General features: G+C 69.8%; 24 protein-coding genes. 6 read left to right on the top strand and 18 right to left on the bottom strand.

The window, feature by feature from the left end; translation table 11 throughout:
• Positions 1-108 precede the first annotated feature (108 nt).
• From ABZS42_RS05235 to ABZS42_RS05225, 3 genes are all read right to left on the bottom strand, one after another.
• Complete coding sequence (locus tag ABZS42_RS05235) at positions 109-1491, bottom strand: alpha/beta hydrolase domain-containing protein (RefSeq protein ID WP_355142681.1); 1383 nt, start codon at positions 1489-1491, stop codon at positions 109-111.
• Between the two features lie 104 nt (positions 1492-1595).
• The gene (locus ABZS42_RS05230) at positions 1596-2162 is read right to left on the bottom strand and encodes a QsdR family transcriptional regulator (protein WP_355142680.1); all 567 of its coding nucleotides are present in this window, start codon (positions 2160-2162) and stop codon (positions 1596-1598) included.
• 230 nt (positions 2163-2392) lie between these two features.
• Positions 2393-2659, bottom strand: a complete 267-nt coding sequence (locus ABZS42_RS05225; RefSeq protein WP_355142679.1) for a zinc ribbon domain-containing protein — start codon at positions 2657-2659, stop codon at positions 2393-2395.
• Positions 2660-2829: 170 nt separating this feature from the next.
• Between ABZS42_RS05225 and ABZS42_RS05220 the strand changes: the two genes are divergently transcribed.
• Positions 2830-3819: a DnaJ domain-containing protein gene (locus ABZS42_RS05220; RefSeq protein ID WP_355142691.1), complete on the top strand. Its 990-nt coding sequence runs from the start codon at positions 2830-2832 to the stop codon at positions 3817-3819.
• A 511-nt stretch (positions 3820-4330) separates the two neighbouring features.
• Positions 4331-4558, top strand: coding sequence for a hypothetical protein (locus ABZS42_RS05215; RefSeq protein ID WP_355142678.1), 228 nt, complete (start codon positions 4331-4333; stop codon positions 4556-4558).
• Between the two features lie 331 nt (positions 4559-4889).
• On the opposite strand, the gene ABZS42_RS05210 is transcribed toward ABZS42_RS05215, so the two are convergent.
• From ABZS42_RS05210 to ABZS42_RS05180, 7 genes are all read right to left on the bottom strand, one after another.
• Positions 4890-5594: a GntR family transcriptional regulator gene (locus ABZS42_RS05210; RefSeq protein WP_355142677.1), complete on the bottom strand. Its 705-nt coding sequence runs from the start codon at positions 5592-5594 to the stop codon at positions 4890-4892.
• Between the two features lie 20 nt (positions 5595-5614).
• The gene (locus ABZS42_RS05205) at positions 5615-6625 is read right to left on the bottom strand and encodes a proline racemase family protein (RefSeq protein WP_355142676.1); all 1011 of its coding nucleotides are present in this window, start codon (positions 6623-6625) and stop codon (positions 5615-5617) included.
• Positions 6626-6629: 4 nt separating this feature from the next.
• Positions 6630-7358 carry an ABC transporter ATP-binding protein gene (locus ABZS42_RS05200; protein ID WP_355142675.1) on the bottom strand — a complete coding sequence of 243 codons (729 nt, stop codon included), beginning with the start codon at positions 7356-7358 and terminating at the stop codon, positions 6630-6632.
• The gene (locus ABZS42_RS05195; protein ID WP_355142674.1) at positions 7351-8172 is read right to left on the bottom strand and encodes an ABC transporter ATP-binding protein; all 822 of its coding nucleotides are present in this window, start codon (positions 8170-8172) and stop codon (positions 7351-7353) included. Before ABZS42_RS05195 ends, ABZS42_RS05200 begins: the two co-directional genes overlap by 8 nt.
• Entirely contained in the window at positions 8169-9206 is a 1038-nt protein-coding gene (locus tag ABZS42_RS05190; RefSeq protein ID WP_355142673.1) for a branched-chain amino acid ABC transporter permease, read from the bottom strand. The genes ABZS42_RS05195 and ABZS42_RS05190 overlap by 4 nt, the downstream gene beginning before the upstream one ends.
• The gene (locus ABZS42_RS05185) at positions 9206-10099 is read right to left on the bottom strand and encodes a branched-chain amino acid ABC transporter permease (protein ID WP_355142672.1); all 894 of its coding nucleotides are present in this window, start codon (positions 10097-10099) and stop codon (positions 9206-9208) included. Before ABZS42_RS05185 ends, ABZS42_RS05190 begins: the two co-directional genes overlap by 1 nt.
• A gap of 69 nt (positions 10100-10168) precedes the next feature.
• Positions 10169-11341, bottom strand: a complete 1173-nt coding sequence (locus ABZS42_RS05180) for a branched-chain amino acid ABC transporter substrate-binding protein (RefSeq protein ID WP_355142671.1) — start codon at positions 11339-11341, stop codon at positions 10169-10171.
• 204 nt (positions 11342-11545) lie between these two features.
• Here ABZS42_RS05180 and ABZS42_RS05175 point away from each other — a divergent pair, with 204 nt between their 5' ends.
• The 4 genes from ABZS42_RS05175 to ABZS42_RS05160 are packed head-to-tail and all read left to right on the top strand — an operon-like array spanning position 11546 to position 14346.
• Positions 11546-11698 (top strand): hypothetical protein, encoded by a 153-nt coding sequence (locus ABZS42_RS05175; protein ID WP_355142670.1) that lies wholly within the window; start codon positions 11546-11548, stop codon positions 11696-11698.
• Positions 11698-12981, top strand: coding sequence for an aconitase X catalytic domain-containing protein (locus tag ABZS42_RS05170; RefSeq protein WP_355142669.1), 1284 nt, complete (start codon positions 11698-11700; stop codon positions 12979-12981). The genes ABZS42_RS05175 and ABZS42_RS05170 overlap by 1 nt, the downstream gene beginning before the upstream one ends.
• A gap of 4 nt (positions 12982-12985) precedes the next feature.
• Positions 12986-13414, top strand: coding sequence for a DUF126 domain-containing protein (locus tag ABZS42_RS05165; RefSeq protein ID WP_355142668.1), 429 nt, complete (start codon positions 12986-12988; stop codon positions 13412-13414).
• Positions 13411-14346 (top strand): ornithine cyclodeaminase family protein, encoded by a 936-nt coding sequence (locus tag ABZS42_RS05160; RefSeq protein ID WP_355142667.1) that lies wholly within the window; start codon positions 13411-13413, stop codon positions 14344-14346. Before ABZS42_RS05165 ends, ABZS42_RS05160 begins: the two co-directional genes overlap by 4 nt.
• A gap of 126 nt (positions 14347-14472) precedes the next feature.
• Here ABZS42_RS05160 and ABZS42_RS05155 read toward each other — a convergent pair whose 3' ends face one another.
• The 8 genes from ABZS42_RS05155 to ABZS42_RS05120 all read right to left on the bottom strand — a co-directional run bounded on the left by ABZS42_RS05155 (position 14473) and on the right by ABZS42_RS05120 (position 24624).
• Positions 14473-15183: a YcnI family protein gene (locus ABZS42_RS05155; protein ID WP_355142666.1), complete on the bottom strand. Its 711-nt coding sequence runs from the start codon at positions 15181-15183 to the stop codon at positions 14473-14475.
• Positions 15184-15270: 87 nt separating this feature from the next.
• Positions 15271-16005, bottom strand: a complete 735-nt coding sequence (locus ABZS42_RS05150; protein ID WP_355142665.1) for a hypothetical protein — start codon at positions 16003-16005, stop codon at positions 15271-15273.
• Between the two features lie 52 nt (positions 16006-16057).
• Positions 16058-17203, bottom strand: a complete 1146-nt coding sequence (locus ABZS42_RS05145; protein WP_355142664.1) for a branched-chain amino acid ABC transporter substrate-binding protein — start codon at positions 17201-17203, stop codon at positions 16058-16060.
• A gap of 200 nt (positions 17204-17403) precedes the next feature.
• Complete coding sequence (locus ABZS42_RS05140) at positions 17404-19209, bottom strand: hypothetical protein (protein ID WP_355142663.1); 1806 nt, start codon at positions 19207-19209, stop codon at positions 17404-17406.
• Between the two features lie 100 nt (positions 19210-19309).
• The gene (locus ABZS42_RS05135) at positions 19310-19954 is read right to left on the bottom strand and encodes a hypothetical protein (RefSeq protein ID WP_355142662.1); all 645 of its coding nucleotides are present in this window, start codon (positions 19952-19954) and stop codon (positions 19310-19312) included.
• A gap of 125 nt (positions 19955-20079) precedes the next feature.
• Positions 20080-21891: a copper resistance protein CopC gene (locus ABZS42_RS05130; RefSeq protein WP_355142661.1), complete on the bottom strand. Its 1812-nt coding sequence runs from the start codon at positions 21889-21891 to the stop codon at positions 20080-20082.
• Positions 21892-21896: 5 nt separating this feature from the next.
• Entirely contained in the window at positions 21897-23063 is a 1167-nt protein-coding gene (locus ABZS42_RS05125) for a branched-chain amino acid ABC transporter substrate-binding protein (RefSeq protein ID WP_355142660.1), read from the bottom strand.
• Positions 23064-23148: 85 nt separating this feature from the next.
• A complete protein-coding gene (locus tag ABZS42_RS05120; RefSeq protein WP_355142659.1) occupies positions 23149-24624 on the bottom strand; it encodes a hypothetical protein in 1476 nt (491 codons plus the stop codon).
• Positions 24625-24747: the final 123 nt, after the last annotated feature.

The following is a 24747-nucleotide window of genomic DNA, read 5'->3' as shown; positions in this document are numbered from 1 at the left end:
CCGTGCCGGGCTCTTGTTGCCATCCCCCATCCCGCGAATCGGGACTGGCGCTCAGCACTGGGCAACCCCCCGCGCCCGGCACCGCGGCACGCCGGCCGGGTCGGTTGCTCACGCCGGGCCGGATCGGAGTGTCTCGCGGAGGTTCTCTGCGGCGTCGGCCGGCTGGAGGTAGCCGGCGACGATGTTGCGGACATCGGTGGCCACCACGCGGGCGACGTAGCCGGCGTGCGTCGGGTAGAGATCGTCCAGGGTGGCCTCGTCGAACGGTTGGTAGGTGCCGAACAGCACGCAGAACGACTCGCCGGCGTTGTCGCCGGTGTTCAACGCGGTGGGGACGGCGACCTGCGACAGCCGGATCCCGCCGCGGGCCAGGCCGTGGGCGTCACGGGCCTTCGTACCGTCGGGGTTGAACACCAGCGGCGGCGCGGTCGGCGGCGGGGTTCCGCGCTCGACCCAGCGCGCCAGGTGGGCGTACGCGGCGGCGGTGACGTGGTGCATCGGCACCCGGCTGAACGGTGGCCGGGCGCAGGTGTACACCGGCGCGGCGCCCAGGTCGCGTTCCTGTATGGGTGCCCGGTAGACCTGGCCGTTGTAGCCGCTGTGCGCCGCACCGGCCACCTCCCACCGGCGGAACCGATCGGTGTCGGCGGGTCGGACGGGCGTCCGCACGTCGGTCTCGGACAGCACCTGGAACACGGGTTCGTCGCCGACCCGGGTCGGCGCGGAGCCCACGACGAAGGCGTACCCCTCGAACACCGGCCGCACCTGCGGCAGGACCCGGTCGTAGTAGACGGTCATCCGGCCGGCCGACTGCGAGGCGCCGATGGCCAGGACGGTGCGGGCCCGCAGCCGGCCCAGCGGCGAGACGCCGCGCGGGTCGGCGATGGCCTTTCCGGCCTGGGCGAAGATGTCGTACGAGAGTTCGTCGGCGACGTACCGTCCCCCGCCGGTGACGTCGAGCCGGCCGTACCGGGTCGGGCTCCAGCCGCGGAGCTGGTCGACGCCGACCCGCTGGGCGGAGACCCCGATCCAGGCGTCGCCGGCCCGGATGGTGGACTCGGCGTTCCACAGCGCGTCGAGGTCGTACCCGGCCGTGACGTTCTGCCACTCGACCAGCGCGACGCCGCTGAACCGGCGCGGGTCGGCCGGCCGACGCACGATGAGCCGGGTCTCGTACGCCACATCGGTGGCGACCCGGCTGCCGACGGTGTCCCAGCCGTCGGCCACGCCGGAGAGATAGAACTCCTCCTCGACATAGCCCTTGGCCGCCAGGTCGTCCGGCGTCGAGAAGAAGGGGTACGTGTCGGCCAGCCGCTCGGCGAGCGGGTCGCCCGGCACCGTTCCCGGTATCGGGCCGTGGACCGCGGCGCGGGCGATCGGCTCACGGTCACCGGTCGCCGAGGCGTGCACGGGTGCCGAGACGAGAAGTGTGGCGACCATGCTGGTGACCAGGCCGGCAGCGAGGGCGGCAACGCGCCGTGGACGTGTCATGCCGGAGACTCCTTCACAACGGGCTTCCTGGCCGTACCATAAGCGGCCGTCGATGGAGTGGGAATCGACTGGCGGCAACCTGAGACGGCAGTCGCAGCGGCCGTTCAGCAGGCTTCGAGCACGGCGCGGGCGGCACGTTCCGCGGTGACCGGGTCGGCCCGCCGCCCCCTGATCAGCTCCGCGTACAACATCGACTCGACGATCCGTACGTAGAGGAAAGCGGCGCCGTCGAGGTCGGCGGGCGACCAGGCGGGATCGGCGGCCGCGGCGGCGAGGATGGTCTTCTGCGCCTCGACGACCCGGACGTGCACACCGCCGGCCGGGGTGAACAGCACCCGCGCGGCCGTGACCGGCTCGGCGCGCAGGAAGGCCCGGAACGGCTGCGCCTGCCGCACGGCGACGGCGAACCGACGGGTGGTCTCGAGCACCCCGTCGACGCCGGTGGCGACGGTGTCGGCCCGAGCCTGGGCGAGCAGCCGATCCGCGAGGCGCCAGAGTACGTCGCCGAGCAGCCGGTCGCGGCTGTGCACGACCCGGTAGAGCGTGGCCCGACTGACCGCGAGACTGCCGGCGAGCGCGTCCATGTCGACGGTGGAGTGGCGGAGGAAGAAGGCGCATCCGCCCTGCAGGACGCGTTCCGCGCTGACCACCCGCCGCGACGGCACCGGCATCCCCCGACGATAGCGTCGCGGCCGACGGCGTCTCTACCCGTGCGGCGGGAACACCGCTGCACCGACCGACGCGCCGACGGGACGGGTCGTACGCGCCGGGCCGCAGCGGAGGACCCACCGGTACGCCTGGACGAGGCCCGTGTCGAACCCGACGGCCGATCCCCAGAGGAAGATCCGGAACCGGCGTTGACTTCCTCTGTCCCCTGAAGGAGGCAGGTTCCCGGCGGTGCTCATGCTGCACGCCGAGAGGTTGACGCTTCACAGCGGGACCCGACGGTCTCGGCTCCACGTCCATACACGGCAAGCCCTGCCGCGTTCAAGATGTTCATGGCAGCGTTGCTGTCGGCGTGACCCGTCCAACCGCACGACGTGCAGACGAACGCGACATCCCTGCGGGAAGCCGGGTCACGATGACCGCAGGCCGAACACTTTTGCGACGTACCCGCAGCGGGAACCTTCAAGAACTGACCGCCTCGTTCCACCAACTTGTACGCCATCACTCCGAGGCGGCTGTGCCGTGCCTGGACGATCCGCCGGCCAGGCACGACACCCGGCCGTCGTAAGGCAGGCGCTGACCGCGCCGGACGGGGCGCGTACGCATCGGCAACCGCTGTTATGATCACGGCGGCACGCGCGCACCGAATATTCGCAGGATCCGGTGGAGTTCATGTTCCCTGACGGCCAGGATCCGTATGCGCTTGTCGGCGTGACGCGCGATTCGTCAGTCGCGGAGATTCGGGAGCGCTATCTCGTCCTCGTGCAGATCTGGCATCCGGACAAGCATCAGTCGAGTTCGGCAAAGGTCCGGGCGGAAGTCACCCGGCAGATGCAGCGGATCAACGCGGCGTACAAAGAGCTGACAGATGCTCACGAGCGCGCGGCCCGCGAACGCCAGGACCGTGAACGCCAGGGCCGTGAACGCCAGGACCGTGAACGCCAGGCGCGTGAGCGCGAGAACCGCGAACGCGATACGCACCAACGCCGGGACCGCGAGCGCGAGACCCGCGAACGCCAGGACCGTGAGCGCGAAACGCGCGAACGAGAGCACGCTAGGGCGCGGTGGACCCACCCGCGGTTCACGAGTGCGAGCCCGCCTTCCGCTGTTCACCCGATCGCCATCTCACTTCGGTCCGGCGAGAGGGGATACACGCTGCGCGCGTACCTCGACGACCAACGGACCGACGCGGTTTTCCTCGGCGCGCAGAACCGTCTGCTCCTGTTCAGATCCGCGGAGTCGATGCGCACGTACGCGGCCAGGACGGAAGCGCACGAACTGGCCGGCATGCCGAGCTGGGCCGATTTCGTCGACCAATTGGGGGGCGCGGCGGCAGAGCCTGACGACGAGCACTGCTTCGACCTCGACCTCATCCTGTACAGCCTGAGATATCCACCGGTGCAGTGGGTCCCCGCGTTGTTCATCGCCAATCGCGATTTCATTCGGGAGGTCGCGGAGGCGTTCGACCTCGGTGACGTGCTCAAGCTGCTGACCGTGGGCTCGCCCCTGGATCACCTCGACGACCTGTTCCGGATCGCCGACCGGCCGATTGCCGGGTGGAGCGCACGCCGTCAGCTCGCGTCGGTCGACAGCGGCCTGGTTAGCAGTGCCTGGCGGAAGGCGATCCGTGGGATCGAGGAACACGTCCGCTGGCTACGGTGACCCGCGCCGGGCGGCCCGAGTGCTCGGGCGGCTGGTCCGCACGCTGTCGCGCGTGACCCGGTCCATGATGGCGGGGCTGCCGCCGGCGCCCTCCCAGCTTTCGTCGTCGAGCACGGACACGGCCCGGTCGACACGTGCCACGGCGATCTGGCGTCGCGGCCGGTTGGTCGACCTGGTCCACCCGCACGGAAGATGTACGCCGAGGTGCTTACGCCGCCGGCTGGCATCGACGCGCCCACGGAGAGCTGGCTCGCCGGCGAGGTCGCCCGCAAGAGCGCATGTTCGGCTCCACTTACGAGGTCGGCACCCGGAGATCCCGGCCGAGCTGACCATGCTGGTATGGCGGCTCCCGGTGGCGTAAGCCCGATGTCGAACTACGGCCCCTCATGGGCGACCACCACAGTGAGGCCCGCATCAAGCGTCTCCTGTCAACTCGACCGCACGGCGTGACGGACGAGGGCGTGCCCTGGTACGTCGGGGTTTGTATCCGGCCCAGCCAGCACCCTGGTCAGTGACGACACCCGCGCTGCTGGCGCAGATCTGCGCCGACAAACGGCTCGACAAGCTCAACCTACGCCTACTCGCCCCCACCGTGCTGGCGAGTCAAGCCAACAGGGCCGACATAATGGCCGCCCTACGCAAAGCCGGCTACGCGCCCCGCCAGCAGAACCCCGACGGCCGCGACGTCCTCGAGAAACCCGCCGTCACCGCGCCTGACGGACTGGAGAGCAAATGCTGATCGTACGCGCAACCAAGAAAATCCCGCCCGTCGACGGTGCCGCCCATCACGTCCACGCCGTTGACCAGAATCGACGGCGACGGACAGTCCCCGGCGACCTCGCTGACCACCGCGAGGGGCCGACTGAGGTCGGCCAACACGGCGCGCAGCTCCCGCGGAGCCGCGGCGGGGTTTGGAGAGTCGGGCACGGAACGAAGCTCAACGCCACCCGTCCCACTGCTGCTGCGGTCAGCACTGCACCTCCTCACCATCCCCTCGCCGGATAGCGAGATTACAGCGACGCGCCGTTGCCCGGCTCGACTTCATCCGCCACGGCCCCCGGTGCCGGCGGTCAGGGTTCGTGGTGGCCGGCCCAGGAGCCCCGGACGTGGCCGATGTGGCGTCGCATCAGCGCCGCCGCCCCCGGCGCGTCGCCGGCCACCACCAGATCGACGATCTGCTCGTGCTCGGCGGCCGAACGCCCCAGCTCGCCACGCTCGGCGAGATCGTGCAGGCCGTACAGACGACTGCGGGCCCGCAGGTTCCCGACCACGTCGATGAGATGCCGGTTGCCGGCGAGGGCGAGCAGCGAGAGGTGGAAACGCCTGTCGACCTCGACGTAGCCGATGAGGTCGCCGGTTTCGGCGAGGCGCTCCACCTCCTTCGTCAGCGGACGCAGCTCCTCGACCGCCGCCCGGGTGGGCTCGTTGATGGCCCGGGCGATCTCGGCCACGGTGGGTACCTCGATCAGCGCGCGCAGCGACGTGATCTCGTCCAGGTCCCGGTCACCCAGCTCCTTGACCCGGAAGCCCTTGTTCCGGACGATCGTGACCAGTTCCTCGTTGGCGAGGTCGAGCATCGCTTCGCGCACTGGCGTGGCGGAGACACCGAACTGCTCCGTGAGCATCGGCACGGAGTACAGCACGCCGGCACGCAGCTGCCCCGTGATGACCGCGCCGCGCAGGGCGTGCGCGATCTCTTGTCGGAGGTTGGGCCGGCCTCCCAACTGCGGCAGCGAGAGCGCGTCCGGGGCGAGGCGCCCGGTGGCGTCCGTCACGGTCTCACTCCTTGTCCTTTTCATCGCAGCGTGAATCCCAGTCCGACGGGATCGTTGTCCTCAAGGACAAAATGGTGTTCGCCGGTGCGATAGGCCATCCCTCGCACCTCTGAAACGTAGGCCGGGCGGCCCTCTGTTTGCACTTCCCGCACGACGCGGCCGAGGAATCGTGTTCCGATCACCGAGTCGTGCGTCAGCACCTGGTCAGGGGCGAGTTGCCCGGATGATGCTAGCAGCGCGATCCGCGCGGAGGTGCCTGACCCGCACGGTGACCGGTCGACCTCTCCGTCGGCGAAGACGGTGATGTTGCGCTGGTGGGGGCCGTCGGACCGTCGGCCGAGATCCTCGAACAGGATCGTGCCGTAGACACCGTCGAGCCGCGATTCGCTCGGATGCCGGGCCCATTCGGTGCCGTTGAGTTTCCATTTGATTTCCCGGCCGAGTGCGAGCAGTTCACCGTAGTGCTCCGGGGTGACCGACAGCCCGAGGAGCGAGGCGTCGACGGAGGCGTAGATCCCGCCCCCGTAGCTGACGTCCGCGCGTACCGGGCCGCGGCCGGTGTTCACGATGATGCCCTCGCCCAGTACATACGCGGGCACATTTCGGAAGCCGACCTCGCGGACCTCGCCGGCGACACAGGAGACTGTGGCCGTGACGCGACCGGACGGTACGTCGATCACCACGTCGGTCTCCCCGTCCGGGGCGGCGTCCACGAGCCCGCTGCGCACGGCCCACACACCCAACGCGATGGTGCCGTGTCCGCACGCCGTCGAGTAGCCGTCCTTGTGCCAGAACAGCACCCCGAAGTGTGCGCCCTCGTCGTTCGGCGTCACGAGGAAGCAGCCGTACATGTCGGCGTGGCCACGAGGTTCGTTGACCAGGAGCCGGCGTACCGCGTCGACCTGCTCGTCGCGCTGAGCGTGTTCGCGTCGTTGCAGCACTGTGGTGCCGGGAATCTCCGGGACGCCTTCGGTGACGATGCGGAAGGGCTCTCCCGCCGTGTGGTAGTCGGTGGCACGAATGTCCCGCATCGCCTCAGGCCCCCAGGTACGCCTCGACCACGCGGGAGTCGCGCGCGAGTTCACGGGCCGCTCCCTGCAGGGTGATCACACCGTTCTCCACGACGTACGCCCGGTGCGCGATCTTCAGCGCGGCGCGGGCGTTCTGTTCGACGAGCAGCACCGAGGTGCCGTCGGCGTTGATCTGGCGGATCAGGTTCATGATCTGCGCCACCATGAGTGGTGCGAGCCCCATCGAGGGTTCGTCCAGCATCAGCAGTTTGGGTCCTGCGACCAGCGCGCGACCGACGGCGAGCATCTGCTGCTCGCCGCCGGACATGTTCCCGCCCTGCTGGTTGCGCCGCTCGGCGAGCCGCGGCAGCAGGGCGTACACCTCGTCGATCCGGCGGCCGACCACGGCCTTGTCGCTCACCAGGTAGCCGCCGAGTTGCAGGTTCTCGTGGACGGTCAGCCGGGAGAAGATGCGGCGTCCCTCCGGCACGTGCACGACCCCGGCGCCGACGATCTCCCACGGCTTGGCCTTGGTGATGTCCCGGCCGAACGCGCGCACGGTGCCGCCGGTGGACCGCACCACCCCGGAGACGGTGGCGAGCGTACTGGTCTTGCCCGCGCCGTTGTTGCCGAGCAGGGTGATGATCTCGCCCTCGCCGACGGTCAGGGTGAGCCCCCGGAGGGCGTGGACGCGGCCGTAGTGGACGTCGAGGCCGTCGATTTCGAGTGCCCAGCGGCCGGCGGCGTCACTCATGGCTCATCATCTCCTCGTTCGTGTCCTCCTCCTCGTCGTCGTCCTTGCCGAGGTACGCCTCGATCACGGCGGGGTCGCGGCGTACCTCCTCGGGAGTGCCGTCGGCGATCTCCCGGCCGAAGTTCAGCACGACGACGCGGCGCGACACCTGCATGACGAGGTCCATGTCGTGCTCGATGAGCACGATGGCGATGTCGAGCGCACTGATGCGCTGCAGCAGATCGAGCAGCTTCCCCTTCTCGCCGTAGTTGAGGCCGGCGGCGGGCTCGTCCAGCAGGAGCACCTTGGGCCCGCGGGCGAGGGCCCGAGCGATCTCGACCCGTCGCTGCTCGCCGTACGGAAGGTTCCGCGCGAGACCACCGCGGTCGCCGCGCAGGCCCACGAAGTCGAGCCACCGGTTGGCCTCGTCGGTGGCCTCCCGCTCCGTTCGTCGGAACCGGGGCGTGTGCAGTAGCGCGTCGAGGGCGTTCTGTCGCAGCCGCAGGTGCATCCCGGCGCGGACGTTGTCGAGCACCGTCAGCTCACCGAACAGGCGCAGGTTCTGGAAGGTGCGCGACATCCCACGGGCCGCGACCGCGGACGGTCGCAGGCCGGTGATGTCCACGCCGTGCAGCGTGATCGAGCCGCCGGTGGGCTTGTAGAAGCCCGTGATGCAGTTGAACGCGCTGGTCTTGCCGGCACCGTTGGGACCGACGAGCGAGAGGACGTCGCCTTCGTGGACCTGGAAGGTCAGCCCGTCGACGGCCTTCACGCCACCGAAGTCCAGGTGCAGGTCCTGCACCCGCAGCAGCGGTACGGAATCTCGCGTGCTCACGGCACTACCTCCTTGCCCTTGCGCACGTCATGTTCCTCGGCTCTGCGCCGGTCGCGCCGGGACGGCCGTTCCGCGGCCCGGGCCGGCCACAGCCCCTGCCGACGGAAGATCATCACGATGATGAGCAGGATGCCGAACACGAAGTACCGGTAGTCCGCGGCCTCCCGGAGAAGCTCGGGCAGGACGCTGATGAAGATGGCGCCGAGCACGACGCCGGGCGTCGAGCCCATGCCACCGAGCACGACGGCCATCAGGATGAGGGCCGACCACAGGAAGGTGAAGCTCGGTGGGGAGATGGCGGACAGCTGGGCGCCGAAGAGGATGCCGGCGAGACCGCCCCAGATGGCGCCGCCGATGTAGGCGGCGAGCTTCACCCGGTACGTGTTGATGCCCATCGCCTCGGCGGCGTCCTCGTCCTCGCGGATGAACCGCCAGGCGCGGCCGAGCCGGCTGCGGCCGAGCCGCGCCGCGCCGAGGACGGCCAGAGCAACGACGACCACACAGGTGTAGTAGAGGCCGACCGGGCCGCTCAGGTCGACCCCGAGCAGCATGATGCCGGGGATCCCGTAGATGCCGGACGGCCCCCCGGTGATGGTGAGGTTGTTCGCCGTGATCCGGATGATCTCCCCGAAGCCGAGCGTCACGATTGCCAGGTAGTCGCTGCGCAGCCGCAGGGTGGGTCCACCGATCACGATGCCGGCGACCACCGCCGCGACGATGACGACGGGGACCGTGGCCAGCAGCGGCCAGCCGTACCGGGTGGCGAGGACGCCGCTGACGTAGGCGCCGATGGCGAAGAACGCGGCGTACCCGAGATCGAGCAGGCCGCAGTAGCCGACGACGATGTTGAGGCCGACCGCGAGCATCACGAAGAGCAGCGCGGAGGTCATCACGGACAGGGCGTAGTTGGTGGCGGTGATGAACGGCGCCAGCAACGCGACGGCCAGTCCGACCAGGCCGAGGTAGCGGTTCTGCTGGATGCGGTCGAAGAGCGCGCGGGCGCGGGCGGGTGACGTGGCGAGGTCGGTGGTCATCAGACACGCTCCGTGACGCGCTCGCCGAGGATGCCAGTCGGACGGAGCGTGAGGAAGATGATGAGGAAGCTGAAGGCGAAGACATCGCGCCACTGCCCGCCGATCCAGGCGGTGCCGATCGACTCGAGCAGGCCGAGCGTCAGGCCGCCGAGCATCGCGCCCTTGATGTTGCCGATGCCGCCGATGACGGCCGCGGTGAACGCCTTGAGCCCGATGATGAACCCCATCAGGAAGTCGATCTTCCCGTAGTAGCCGCCGGCCATCACGCCTGCGGCGCCGGCGAGGGCGGAGCCGATGAAGAAGGTGCGGGCGATGACGGCGTCGACGTTGATGCCCATGTACAGGGCCGCCGTCGGGTCCTGGGAGATGGCGCGCATGGCCCGCCCGGTCTCGGTCCCCATGACGAGCCACTGGAGGCCGGCCATCAGCAGGATCGCGATCAGGATGAGACTGACCTGCTGGACGGTGATGCGGGCGCCGAGGAGATTGACCGGGTCGCCCGCCAGCCGGACCGGGTAGACCTCGGGGTTGGGGCCGGCCGCCAGTCGCATTCCGTACTCGAGTGCGAACGAGGCGCCCACCGCGGTGATCAGCACGGAGAGCCGGGGTGCGCCGCGCAGGGGACGGTAGGCGACCCGCTCGAGCAGCAGGCCGGCCGTTCCGGTCACCAGCATCGAGATGATCATGACGATGAGCAGCGCCACGAAGCCGAGGCCGGTCGCCAGGCCGCCGGCGACGCTCAGGACGCCGAAACCGACGAAGGCGCCGAGCATGTACAGGTCGCCGTGGGCGAAGTTGAGGAGTCTGATGATGCCGTACACCATCGTGTAGCCCAGGGCGACCAGGGCGTAGAACGATCCGACGAAGAGACCGTTCCAGATGAGTTGGGTCATGGGAGTCCTTCGGGGCGGGGAACGCCCCGGCGGCGCACTCCTGGGAGGGCGCCGCCGGGAGCAGGCGACCTACTGCAGGGTGTCCTTGAGGACGATCTTGCCGTTCTCCACCGTGAGGATCTGGAAGCCACCGCTGGAGAGCGTGTGGTCGGGCGTGAACTTCAGCGGCCCGGAGAACAGTTGGAAGCCGTCGATCCCCTCGAGTGCCTTGATGACGGCGTCGCCGTCGGTCGAGCCGGCCTGCTTGACCGCCTCGGCGGCCACCCGGACCGCGTCGTAGGCCTGGGTGGAGTACGGACCGGGGGCGGCGCCGAACTTGCTCTTGTAGTCCGCGATCCACTTGTCGGCGCCCTGGACCGTCTCCGGGGTCTGGGTCATGGTGGCGAAGACGCCTTCGGCGGCCTCGGGGCCGGCGATGTCCACCAGCTTCTGGTCGACCGACCCGTCGGCGACCATGATCTTGCCGTTGTAGCCCGCCTGCCGCAGCTGACGGATGATGAGGCCACCCTCCTGGTAGTAGCCGGTCCAGTAGATGAAGTCCGGCTGTCCCTTCAGGATGGCGTTGACGTTGGCGTTGTAGTCGCTCTCACCCGCGGTGACCGACTCACGTCCCGCGAGCGTCGGCGAGCCGGTCAGCAGCTTGGCGGTGGTGTCGGCGATGTCCTTGGAGTAGCTGGTGTTGTCGTCCATGAGGGCGACCTTGGTGGCGCCCACCTTCTTCATGAACTTGAGCGCCGCGTCGGACTGCTGAGCGCCGGTGCCGTTGATCAGGAAGACGTTCTTCTTGTGCTGCGCGACCAGTTCGTTGGAGTTGGCGGCCGGGATGAGCATGGGCACGCCGGCCTTCTCGAAGATCGGCAGCGTCGGGAGCGTCGCACCGGAGCAGTAGCCGCCGACCGAGATCTTCACGCCCGCGGTCACCAGCTTGTTGGCGCCGGCCGTGGCGCTCTTGGCGTCGCACGCCTCGTCCTCGACCTTGAGCTCGAGCTTGCGCCCGTTGACGCCGCCCTTGGCGTTGAGTTCGTCGACGGCGAGTTGCGCGGCGTTTTTCATGTACGGACCGATGGCCGAGCTGCTGCCGGACAGCGGCGTCAGCATGCCGAGGACGATCGGCCCCTCGTCAGACTTGTCGCCCCCTCCCGAGGCGAGACCGTTGCCGCAGGCGGAGAGCATCATGGCCGCCACCGCCGCAGTGCCCACGAGGGCGACTCGCGACAGCCGGCGGGTGAGGTATGACGTCATTGTCCAAACTCACTTCCCTCAAGGACCGACACAGGGACGGCCAGGTAGCGATTGGTGGCACTGCTGTGTGACGTAGCACCGCACTATGGCACAGGACACAAAGTTGCTCCAGAGGTGCACGTGGGGGTGTTACCGACGCGTGATTTCAGCTCGGCGGTCTGCTGTGTAATGTTTTACTGGCCGTCGCGAAAGGGCCTTCCCGAGATGACTGACGCAGCGACCACCGGAGTCGACTTCCACCTGTCGTTCGGCAGCGCGGAGGCGTCCAACGCGGACGGTTGTGAGCAGGGCAAGGCCGCGCAGGACCTCTTCACCTCCCTGCACACCGTGCCCCCGGCCCCCGACGAAGGAGCCTGATGCCCGGCGACGCTCTGGTCCTCACCGCCGAGGAAGAGTCGATGCTGGCCGGCGAGCACGGCCCGGCCACCGCGATGTGCATGCGGCTGATCGTCGGGGTGGCACGCGCGAACGGTGCCGAACGGTTGGTGCCGATCGAATCGGCGCACGCCGACGGCTGCCTGTACCACGGCGTGGCGGGGCTGGAGTTCACCGAACGGCTGGTCTCCCTCGGCGCCCGGGTGCGGGTGCGTACGACACTCAACGTCGGATCGCTCGACCTGCTGCATCCCGGGCTGGTACGCGCCGACCCGGAGGTGGCCGAGAACGGCCGGCGCCTGATGGACGCGCACGTGGCCCTCGGCTGCGAGCCGATCTGGTCGTGCGCGCCGTACCAGTCCGGCCACCGCCCGGCGGCGGGCAGCCACGTGGCGTGGGCGGAGTCGAACGCCATCGCCTTCGTCAACTCGGTGCTCGGGGCGCGCACCGACCGGTACGGCGACTTCATCGACATCGCCGCCGGCGTTGCCGGCCGGGTCCCCCACTCGGGCCTGCACCTGCGGCGGAACCGCGCCGCCGCGCTGGTGCTCGACTTCTCCGCGGTCCCCGCCGCGTTGCTCGACGACGACGTCGCCTGGCCCGCGATCGGGGCGCTGCTCGGGGAACTCGCCGGAACCCGAGTCGCGGCCCTCACCGGCCTGCCGGGCGACCTGAACGACGGCGGGATCACCGAGGACCGGCTCAAGGCGCTCGGCGCCACCGCCGCGTCCGCCGGTGGCGTCGCGCTATTCCACGTCGTCGGGGTGACCCCGGAAGCGCCGACGCTGGACGGAGTGCTGGCGCTCGGTGCCACCACGGTGCCGGTGACGGCACACGACCTCAGGCGAGCGCGCGACCGGCTCAGCAGCACCGCCACGACCGCACTCGACGCCGTCAGCCTCGGCACCCCGCACTTCTCGCTGTCCGAGTTCGCGGCGCTGGCGCGCGAGTTGCGCGACGGCCCGTCGTTCGCCTCGTCGGTCGACGTGTTCGTGTCGACCAGCCGGGCCGTGCTGGCCGAGGCGGAGGCAAGCGGGTACGCCGACGCCGTACGCGACGCGGGTGGCCGCATCCTCACCGACACCTGCACGTACGTGACGCCCGTGCTGAGCGACGGGATCCGCACCGTGATGACGAACTCGGGCAAGTGGGCCTGGTACGCGCCGGCCAACCTTGGGATCGACACCGTACTAGGAAACCTGGCCGAGTGCGTCGCCTCGGCAAGAGCCGGGAGGGTGGTACGCGATGGGCGGCTATGGGGATGAGCCGGTGACGTTGTCCGGCCGCTCCCTTCATCCAGGAGCGACGGACGGCGTCGTCCTCGCGCTCGACGAACCGCTCTCGTTCTGGGGCGGGGTCGACGCGCGCGGGGTGATCGTCGACGCCCACCATCCGCAACGCGGCGTCACGGTCGCCGGGCAGGTCCTCGCGATGCAGGCCGGTCGCGGGTCCAGCTCCTCCACGGCGGTGCTCGCGGAGCTGATCCGCTCGGGGCACGCGCCGGCGGCTCTCCTCCTGGCCGAGTGCGACGCGATCCTGGTGATCGGTGCCCTCGTCGCCGCCGAGATCTACGGCACGAGCCTGCCCATCGTGCAGCTCACCGGCGGCGACCTGGCACGACTGCACACCGGCGCCCAGGCCGCCGTCCTCGCCCACACCGCACCCCGCCCGGCGACCGTGATTGCGAAGACCCGATGACCGCGACGCTGCCGTACCTCGACGAGGCCGACGTCTTCGGCCTGGTGCCGTTCGCCGACGCCGTCGCCGCACTGACGAAGGCGCTGTCCGGCGGGCTCGACCCGCAGGCGTCGCTGCAACGCTCCATCCACGACGTGCAGCACGGGCAGCTGCTGCTGATGCCCGCCGAGACCGCCACCGCCGTGGGCGTGAAGCTGAGCACGGTGGCTCCGGGCAACTCCGGCCGGGGTCTCCCCCGCGTCCAGGCGCTGTACGTGCTCTACGACCGGGTCACGCTGACGCCGGTGGCGCTGCTGGACGGCACGGCCCTGACGACGTTGCGGACCCCCGCGGTTTCCGCGGTCGCGGTGGACCACCTCGCCGCGCCCGGGGCGCGACACCTGGTCGTGCTCGGCTCCGGCCCGCAGGCGTGGGGGCATGTGCAGGCGCTGCGAGCCGTTCGCCCGCTCAGCGACGTCACGGTGGTGGGCCGGAACCCCGACCGCGCCTCGGCCCTGGTGGCCAGGGTCCGCGACAGCGGTCTGGACGCGCGCGTGGGCAGCCACGACGACGTCGCGGACGCGGACGTGCTGGTCTGCGCCACCACCGCCCGCCGGCCGCTGTTCGACGGCCGCCGGCTGCGCCCGGGAACCTGCGCGGTCGCGGTGGGCTCCCACGAGCCGGACGCCCGTGAACTCGACGACGTGACGATCGGCGCCGCCGAACGGGTGGTCGTCGAGTCCCGCAGCGTCGCGCTGCGCGAAGCCGGTGACATCATCCAGGCCGTACGCGCCGGCGTCGTCGCCGAGGACAGCCTCGTCGAGCTACGCGACGCGGTACATCTGGCACCCAGCACGGGTTCATCGGTCTTCAAGAGCGTCGGCATGGGCTGGCAGGACCTCGTGGTGGCCGACCTGGCCCACCAGCGCTGGACGGAGCGAGGCCACGCCTGACGTGGTCGTAGTCGGCCCGGGCATGGTGGGAGCTGCCTGCGCGCCCACCATGCCGCCCACGAGCGACTGCCGCTGACAGTTCCACGGCGGCTCCCGCATCAGGCGCGAGGAGCGCCGATCAGGCGCTCATCGCGTCCGGCGCGACCGTACGGCGATCGTCGCGCACACGAGGCCGATCACCAGGGAGGCCACGGACAGTCCGACCGCCCACCGACTGCCCGCATCCGACTGCGGAGTGCTGTCCACGGCCACCGCCGCCTGCTCGGTGCCCGCCGCCGGCGACGATGCCGTATCCGCCCCGGCCACGAGCCGCAGCACCGGCGCGGGCCGCTCCGGCTCGTCGGTCCCGGAGGCCGGCTCCTGGATCCACCGCACGACCTCGCCGTTGCTGTAGTGCTGCAGCGTCTTGAACACCAACTGGTCGGTCGCGGGCAGCGGTCCGGCGCTCACCGAGAACTCGTCGTACTCACCCGGTTTGATCGCCGACTGCGGATCCGCCGCAGTCCAGGTGATCTTGTCGATGACCTCGCTGATCTGTGCGCCGTGGGCCTCGATCGGGGTGGTCAGCTTCTTCTTCGTGATCTCGTACGACCACCCGGCGTGCGGCTTCACTGAGAGCGAGGCCAGTGGGGAGTCGGTCGGGAACTGCACCTCGACCTTGGTGGTGCTCGCGTCGTCGCTCTCGGTGGGGATCCGGAACGTCAGTGCGGCGTAACCGCCCTGGGTGGCCGTGCCCGGGTTGACCGTCACGTGCGCGAACGCCGCCGCCGGTAGGACACCGACGAGGCAGGCCGCCACGCCTACGGTTACCAGGCCACGTACAACTCGGCGAAGCATGTGCATTCTCCAGCTCTCCACTGATCGACAATCATGGCGTTGAACATGCGGATCACGGTCTCGTGGGCGCTCCGGGGCAGGTCCCGATCAGCCCAGCCGCCGCAGGACTTTCTCCATGGCGCCCTCGGCCTTGTCGGCCGAGTCGGCGCGGTCTCCGACGATCTTCTTCTGAGTGAGGTCGAGGTAGAGGATGAGGTTCGCCCGATGGAGCACCACGACGGCCATGTCCTCGAAATAGACGTCGTCCTGCCCTGGCGGGTACGTGTGGGCGACCTGCTGGACGTATCCCTTCCACCCGAACAGCTCAAGCGGACGGCTGGTCCCCCGATAGGCGCCGAGGATGACCGGCGGTCCCCCGTCGACCTCATACGATTCGGGGCAGGCGGCCAGCCCCATGCCGACCTCGTTCATCGCTTTGTCGGCGATGGCGGCCGAGGCGAAGACGAGGGCGTTCTGAGTCATGTACGGGATGCGGGAGTCGGTAGCCCGGGTAGGTTCCACGGCGAACTGCCCCACGGGCTGCCCGCCGACGGGCTGAACCACGTTGGATGGCGCGTTGGGTGTGTCGGAGCGATGGACCAACGGGCAGGTCTGGATGGCGCTCGGCGGCACGTAGTTGTTGTGCGAGTGGAAGTCCGGGTCGTACCAGTAGTCGCGGGCGCCCTCACCTGCGTCCTTTGCGTTGTAGAACGTGGCCTTGACGTCGGCGGCTGTGTAGGAGGCTTTGCTCGCCGTGGCGCCCGCGGCGCTCGAGCAGCCGGTGACGCCGGCGCAGACGGCGGCCAGCGCGAGGGCCGCCACGGCACGGGAGCTCAAGATCACGGATGGCTCACTTCATCGGGGGGCGGGACAGGATCCACTCAGCCACGGACCGTCAGGAGCCGTCGTCCGAACGTAGTGTGTTGGCGACGGTGAAGGCGCCGCCCTTGACGGTGAGCACGAGATGGTTGTCGTACTTGACCGTGTGGTCGGGGGCGAACTGAAGCTCACCCATGAACGTGGTGAAGCCGTCCTCGAGCTGGGCCAGCTGTTCGCTGTTCAGCGCAGCGTCCACCTTGCCCGTCTGCGTCACGGCCTGGCCCAGGGCGCGCAGCGCGTCGTACGCCTGCAGCGCGTCCCGGCCCGGTGGGTGGCCGAAGGCCTTGGTGAACCGTCCGGTCCAGGCCGCGGCGGCGGGGAGGTTCTGCGGGCTCGCTGTGGTGATCACGAATGCGCCCTCGGCGCCATCTTTGCCGGCGGCGGAGAGGAAATCGGGGCTTTCCGACGCCGCAGAGGCGATGTATCTGCCTTTGTACCCGGCTTTGCGGAGCGCTGCGGCCAGCTGGCCGGATTCCTGGGCCGGGCCGGCCCAGTACACGACGTCGGGCTCGGCGGCCAGCGCGGTGGCAGCCGCCGCGGCCATGTCCCGCTGCCCGGCGGGCAGGATCTGCTTGCTGACCGCCTTGGGAACAGGCGAGGCCACGGAGATCACCTGGTCGACCAGGTATGCGGACTGCGGCGTGTCGTCAGCGATCACCGCGAGCCGCTGCGCCGCGTGGTAGGCCATCCAGCGCACCGACGCGAGCGCCTCCTGGTAGGGCGTGCCGTTGGTGAGATAGGCCGTGGGGGTGTCCTGGGCGCTGACGAGTGTGGGCGAGTTCGCGGAGGTGATGAGGAACGGTATCCCGATGCCGCCGAGAACTCGTGCGGCGGCCTCGGCGGCGCCATCGCAGACGCCCCCGAGGACGCCGGCGACGCTTTCGGTGAGATGGAGCCGCTTCGCCGCCTCCTTGCCGCTGTCGTCGAGGCACTCGTCGTCGACGGTGACGAGGGAGACGTGCAGTCCGATGATCCCACCACGGACGTTGAGGTCGTCCACCGCCATCCGCGCCCCGTCGGCCAGATCCTGCCCGCGTGCCTTGTCCGGCCCGGACAGCGGGGCGAGCACACCGAAGGTGATCTCCCCCCGGGGTGCCGACGGCACGTCGGCGGTCGAGGTGCACGCGGCTACGGCCGGGACCGTGAGGATTGTGAGGGCCATCAGTGCGAGCCAGCGGGTGCGACGGGTCCGGCCGCGGCCGACGGGGGTGGTCGGGAGGTGCATGCGGTGCTTCTCTCTCGGCACGGTGGTGGTGAACGGGATCGTCGAGGCAGGTCCGCCCCAGGGGCGGGTGACGGGAGGAGACCCCGGCCGCCGGTAGCGGCGCGGGGACCCCCCACGTGTGAAACGGCCGCCGGAGACTACTTCTCGCAGGAGTTCCAGCAGACCTTCTTCTCGTGCTTCCCGGGGATGTCACCGGTGAACTTCAGGACATCGACGCCCCGACCGTAGTCGGGGACGTAGACGTACCCGTTGTGCCAGTACGCCGAGGAGGCGTTGCTTCCGATGATCGCCGGGCCGTCGGGGCCGGCGGCGCGGTCGGGCACCCGGAACCAGCCGACCTGCTGCGGGTTGCTCGGGTCGGAGATGTCCAGAAAGCGGACGCCCTGCTCGTAGAAGCCCGCGGCGACGATGTTGCCGTTCACCGTGAACCAGTGCGCGGAGCAGTCGCCGGCCTTACCCGTCGGGTCGACGTAGTGGCCGGGCTTGCCGCCGGGGCTGTAGGTGGCGAGCCGCGTCATCTTGACCGGGTTCTCCGGCGTGGAGGTGATCCCCTCGTCGTCGTGCGTCCCCTCCAGCGACGCCAGGATGAACACGCCGGCCTTCGCGCAGTCCTGGTTGTTGTTCTCGTTGGTGATGAGCATGACGTCGCCCTTCGGGCGGTCGCCGAGGGCGTTCGGAAAGCGGTAGGCGTTGTGCAGGAAGGCACTCTCCGAGCCGCTGACGCTGCCACCCGCGTACGGGATCGGGTCGTAGGCCGTCGCGTAGCGCTTGGTCTGCGTGGCCGGGTCGAAGTGCTTGCCGTCGGTCCAGTAGCCGCGGACGCCGCCGCTACCCGAGACCCAGACGACACCGTCGAAGTCGACATCGACGCTGTGCGTGGAACCGCTCGTCACACCGGTGCGCCGTACGTCGGAAACGACGGCGTGGCTGTAGGTGAACGGGTGGTTGACGTCCCGTACGTCGGTCACGTAGACGGGGGAACTCACACCGCGCACACCCGAGCCCACCGACCAGATGAACCGGCAGTCGTTGATGCACGTCGCGGTGTGGCCGAGCGGGACGCGGTGGAAGCCCAGCAGCTTCGGGTGCCACGGATCGTTGATGTCGATGATGAACAGGCCCTTGGTGCCCGAGTCACGGGTCAGGAAGACCAGCTTGCGCCGGCTGTCGACCGTGAGGTTCTCGCCCTCCCAGAACTGGGTCATGGTCTCGCCCGGCTGCTTGAGCTGGTCGACGGTGACGGCGGCGATGTACTCCGGGTGCTCGGGATCCTTCAGCGACCAGACGGCCAGGCCACCGGTGCCATTGGCGACCATGACGTCGTAGCCGAGCTTCTCGTAATGCACGAAGTTCAGCGACGAGAACGCCGGGCACTTCGTCGCCTTGAAAGCGGGACAGCTCCCGTTGGCGGAGAGCACACCGCGCACGTGGCCGACGACCTCGACGTTGTCGCTGTGCGTCGCGTTGTCCGGGAACACCCCGGTGTCCGGAAGGGTCTGCGTCCCCTCGGTGGCGGTGCCGTCCGTGAGGCCGGCGAGCGACGCGGCCTCACGCTCGGCGTTGGTCGCCGCCTCCGCCGCGGCCGCCGCCGCCTCCGCTGCGGCAGCGGCCTTGTTGTTGTACTCCAACTGCGCCTGCGCGGCCTTGGCGGATGCCTGCGCTGCCTTGGCGGCGGCGGCCTCCGCCTTGTTCTTGTCGGAGATCTTGCCCGACTGCTCGGCCGTGGCGGCAGCGTCAGCGGCCGTCTTCGCCTCCTCCTCCGCCTTGGCCTTAGCCTCGTCCAAGCGGGCGGCTGCCCGGGCGGCGTCCTTCGCGGCCGCGTCCGCCTGGTTCTGCAGGCTGGTCGCCTCGGCCTGGGCGGCGCCGACCGTGCCGGGACGGACCGGACCGGACGGGTCCGCGTGGGCCGCGCCGATGCTCGACATCTGCAGCGCGACCGCCATCGCGAGCACGGTCGCGCCTCTCAGGAGGGCTTTGCCCCTCCTGGCTCTTCCAACGGGTGTAACTCTCACCCTTCCTCCGCTTCCCTAGGTGGTATACGCGCTAGCCGAGACGGGCCAGCGTGGTCTTCATCAATGCCTTGACCTTTTCGTCGGAATCGGCGCGCTTGCCCACGGATTTGATCTGGGTGTAGCCGACGTAGATGATGGCGTTCGCCTTGCGCACCACGACGGTGACCAGATCGTCGTAGGTCTCCGTGTTCACCTCCGGGGGCGAGGTGTGTACGAGATGCTGCGAGAACCCTTTCCACCCGTTGATCTCGATCGACCGGCTGCCGACCTTGTACTCACCGACCACGGTCGCCGGTCCGCCGAGCACGCTGAACGTCGCTGGGCACTTGCCGGCTTCGGCCACGACGGCGTTCATCGCGTCGTCCAAGAGCGAGGCGCTCTGGAAGACCACCGCGCCCTGGGTGACGACCGGCAGCGACGACGGCCCCACGATCTGAGGCGCGACGACGGTCCGTCCGGTCGGATTTCCGCCCACCGGCTCGATCGCCGGCTCCACAGCGACCTCGACGTCCTCGGAACGTTGGACGTACGGGCAGGTCGGGATGCTGTTCGGGGGCGTGTAGATGACGTGCGAGGAATGGCCCTCGTCCTCGATCTCGATCGCGCCCTCGCCCAGGTCACTGGGGCTGACCAGGCCGGAGCGGACCGAGTCCACGGTGTAGGGGGGTTTGGTCACGGGTGCCGGGCCCTCGCTGGAGCAGCCCGTCAGGACGCCGAGGGCGAGCAAGCCGGCGGCGATCGCGGTCGATCGGCTCCGGGAGGCCTTTCGGTCAGCGCCTCGCATGTGTGTCACCTACCTTTTCAGCGTGCCGTGAACTGGACGCGCACGGGTGTCTCGTCGAAATCGGAGACTCGGATGTCCAGCCGCAGCACCCACTCCCCGGGGAACGGGATGGACATCGAGTTCGCCACGTAGTGGCCGGGTTCGGCCGCGGTGACGGTGACCGGCAGTGCCGGGACGTCGCGGTCGGGTGATTCGAGCTGACCGGAGACCTCGGGTACCGCGACGAGCGAGCCGTCCGGGCCGGTGAGGTAGATGTCGGCCACGTTTTTGCCGGACCGCGCCGGCTCGATCTTCACCTCGACCGTGGCGTCCCGCAGCCCGGCGGCCGAGTCGGCTGCGGCGGCGGGAACGGGGACGGTGGTGTGCACCGGCGGCGCGTAGCTGGTGCGGGCCGGGGCGGTGTTGACGAGCACGGCCGTGATCGACACGACCGCTACCCCGAGCAGGATCTCTCCCACGACCGAACGGCGCAGCCGGCGCACCGCGGCGGCGGGAGCGGCGTCGAGGCCGAGGGTTTCGCGGCCGCGCCGCCGCACGAACCGCCGCGCTCCGGCGGCGAGACCCACCACGGCGAGGACGACGGCGAGCTTGCCGAGAAGCAGCCGACCGAAGTCGGTCGCGCCGAGCGCGGCCCACGTCCCCACCTGCCGCCACGCAAGATAGACGCCGGTCACCGCGATCACCGCGAAGCAGAGCTGCGCGAGCCCGGAGAACCTGCGCAACGCGGGCTCCAAGGTGATGGCTCGGCTCGTCTCCCGCCTCCCTGCCGGGATGAGGACGCAGGCCGCGAGCGTGATCAGGCCGCCCAGCCACAGGGCCATGGCGAGCAGGTGCAGGCTGGTCGCCGGCACGGCGAGCCAGGTCTGCACACCGGTCTGCGCGTGATCCGTCAACGTCCAGGTCAGCGGCAGGGCGACGGCGCCGACCGCGGCGACCGCGGGCAGGACGATCCGACGGTTGGCACCGGCCGTCCCGGTGGTCGCCGTCGCGGGGGTCGCCGTCGCGGGGGCGGCAGAGCGTGACCCATGGCGTACGGCGAGCCCGAACGCCACGCCGAGGGCGAGCACGATCACCAGCCGCGCCAGCAACGCGTGGCCCAACCGGGTGGCCAGTGCCGCGCCGAGCAGGTCCGGGTCGAACACCCCGGTCAGCGACGTGCCGGCGGCGTACGGCCCCTGTACGAGCAGGACCACCACGGTGCCGGCGGCCAGCACGGCGAATCCTGACCACACGATGCGGCGGCCGCGGCGGTCGGTGCGGCCGGCGGGCCAGAGCACGGCCACGAACAGCGCGCCACCGAGGGCGAGGGCCATACCGAGAAAGGCCAGGGCACGGCCGACCGCGTCGACGACGACGACGGCACGGTGGGCGTCCTGCTCCACCGGGGCGGCCGTTGCGCTCGGATGGCCGATGCTGAACGTGAGCGCACCCGACACCACGTGCGAGTCCGCGGAGGTGACCCGCCAGGCCAGGACGTACGTTCCCTCGGCCAGATCCGTGGGTAGGCTGACCTGCGCCGTGTTGGCCTTCCCGTCCACGTGACCGGGGGTGCCGATCGTCAGCTTCTCCGCGTTCGTGTCGAGCAGCTGCAGCGACCGCTCGTTGAAGTTGACCGCCTCGTTGAAGCGGAGCCGGACCTCCGCCGGGGGCGAGGCCAGCACCGCGCCGTCGACCGGCGAGGTCTCCTGCAGGTAGGCGTGGGCGTACGCCGGCTGCGCGGTGGACGCGAGGTTGGTGACCAGGCCGCCGGTCGCGAGAAGGAGGACCACCGCCAGCCGCGTGAACAGCCGGGCCCAGCGATGGCCTGCGAGTTGGATCCTGTGCGTCATCCGACCTAGTCCGTACGCAGCTTGCTGGCCAGGGTGAACGTGCCGCCCCGGACCTGGGCGATGACGTAGTTGTCGTACGTCATCGAGTGATCGGCGGCGAAGCGGAGCACCCCGGTGAAGGTGGTGAAGTCCTCGAGCCGCGGGATGTTGTCGACGACCTTCGAAGGTGCCGTGTCCCCTGCCTGGCGCACCGCCTGCGCCAGCGCGCGGAGCGCGTCGTAGGCCTGCATGGCGTCACGGCCCGGGTCCCGCCGGTAACGGTCCTTGAAGCGTGCAGCCCAGTCCGCCGCCGTCGGGAGAAGCTTCGGGCCCGCGGCCGTGGTGAGGAACGCGTCCTCGGCCGCCCCGCCGGCCGCCTGCAGAAACTCCGGGCTGTCCGACTCGGAGGAAGCCATGAAATTGCCGGTGTAGCCGGCCTGACGTAGTGCGCTCACCAGTCGTCCACCTGGTGCCGCTGCCCCCGTCCAGTAGACGAAGTCCGCCTTCGCGGCGATGACGGTCCCGGCGAGCTTCGCAAGATCAGGACCGTTGGTGCTCTGCCTGCTCACCGGCAGGCCGTCGGCCTTGATCCGGTCGGTCACCAGGCCGGACAGCCGCTGTGCGGCCGGCGAGCCGTCATCGAGCACCGCCACCTGCTGCGTGCTCCGGTAGCCCATCCAGTGCACCGCGGCCAGCGCCTCCTGATAGACCGTCGACTCGAGCGGGAACACCGACGGCACCCCGGCTTCGATCAGCCGGTCGGCGGGTGCGGAGGAGACCAGGAAGGGCGTACCAGCCGCGGCCACGGCCTTCGCCGCCGCCACCGCCGCGTCCTCACACAGCCCGCCGACCACTCCCACGACCTTCTTGGCGGCCAGTCCCGTCGCCCCCTGCTCGCCGGTCGCCGACGTGCAGCCGCCGTCCTCGACGACCACCTTCACCTGCCGATCCAGCACCCCACCCTGATCGTTGAGCTCAGCGGCAGCCAGCTGCGCCCCGTCGACGAGGTCCTGCCCGCGCTCAGCCAGATCGCCGGACAGCGGGGCCAGTACCCCGAACATGATCTGACCTTGCAGCTTCGGGGCGCTTCCGCCCCCGCCCTCGTCAGAGCCGCTGCACGCGCCGAGTAGACCGCTCACCACCAGCGCGGCCGCGCCCAGCGCGACCGAGCGCACGGCACCTCTGCGTCGCACCGTTCTACCTCCAGATCCGTCACCACCGAAAGCCGGCCCGGGCGCAGCGGTCGCCGCGCTCGGGCCGGTGCTTCCGTTCAGACGGTTACTTGTCGCACGAGTTCCAACAGATCTTGTCGTCCGGCGCGCCGGCCAGCTTGCCGTCGAACCGCAGGACGTCGACGCCCCGGTTGTAGTCCGCGACGTAGATCAGCCCGTTGTGCCAGTAGACGGCCGACGCCGAACCGCCGGTCACGCCCTGCCCTGCCGGCACCCGGAAGTAGCCGACCTGGGTCGGGTTCCGCGGGTCCGACACGTCGATGAAGCGGGTGCCCTGCCCGTACCACCCCTGCGCCACGATGTTGCCGTTCACCGTGAACCAGTGTGCGGAGCAGCTACCGGTGGTGGCCGAGCCCTCCTTGCCCCACGGCGACCAGTGGCTGATCAGGTCCAGCCGGAAAGGATTCTCCGGCGTGGAACGCCAGCCCTCGCCGTCGTAGCTGCCCTTCAACGAGGCGATCTTGAACTCGCCCGCCCGGGAGCAGGTCGTGATGTTCTCGTTGGTGATGTAGAGCAGCTCGCCCTTGTCGAAGTCGCCGACCTTCTCCGTGTTGTGGTACGCGTTGTGGTCGAAGAAGTCGAAGAAGTCGGTGCCCTCCGGGTTGGTGGCCAGGACGGTACCGCCCGCGTACGGCACCGGGTCGTACGCCGTGGCGACGCGGTTGCGCTTCTGCACCGGGTCGTAATGCCTGCCCTCGGTCCAGTAGCCGCGTACGCCGCCCTCACCGGAGGCCCAGGCGATGCCGTTCTTGTCGACGTCGACGCTGTGCACGTAGTCGGTGACCCCGTCGTGCCGGCCGAGATCGACCGCCTCGTCGAAGGTGTACGGGTGCTTGATGTCGTGGATGTCGGTCACCCGCACCGGCACACCCTTCCAGGAGGGGTCCTGGCCTGGCGTCCCCGTGTTGGCCGGACCGACCGACCAGAGGTACTTGCAGTCGTTGATGCAGGTGGCCGTGTGCCCGGCCGGAATCGGGTGGAAGGTGACGACTTCCGGCTTCCACGGATTCTTGACATCGACGATGTACACGCCGGACTGACCGGTCGAGACGGTGCCGCCGAAGCCACGCGGGTCCCGGGTGAGGAAGACCAGCTTTCGCTTCGGGTCGACGGTCATGTTCTCGCCTTCCCAGAACCTGTCCTGGGTGTCCCCCGGCAGGCGCAGCTCGGCCGCCGTGATCTTCGAGACCAGGGCCGGGTGCTTGGGGTCCTTCAGCGACCAGACGGCGAGACCGCCGGTGCCGTTGGCGAACATGAAGTCGTAGCCGTACTTTTTGTAGTTGATGAAGTTCAGCGCCGAGTAGCCGCTGACTCCCCTGACGTTGTCGATGAACGTGACGTTGCCTGCGACGGCGGTCGTCGGTTCATTGTGGACGTCGTCCAGGACCGCCCCGCCGTGGGCGGAGTTGTCCGACGGGCCCGATCCGGGCCCGGCGGCGAATGCCGCGCCGGCTGCGCCGAGCTGCACTGCCAGAGCCGCCGCCAGAGCGACTGCGCCCGCGACGAGGGGCTTCGCTTTCACCACGTTTCTCCCTTGGCAATTCTCCCTTGGTGACTCTCAGCGCGGCTTGGACACCGCGCAGCCGAAGAGCACACGAGGCATGACACTAAGGACGGCACGAGCGGGACGTCTTGCTGCAGTTGT

Origin of the sequence: Micromonospora sp. NPDC005367 (genome assembly GCF_040606825.1) — a bacterium.
In the GTDB taxonomy this organism is placed as follows: Bacteria; Actinomycetota; Actinomycetes; order Mycobacteriales; family Micromonosporaceae; genus Micromonospora.
The sequence above is the reverse complement of the archived record's forward strand: the minus strand, read 5'-3'. Positions and strand labels throughout refer to the sequence as shown.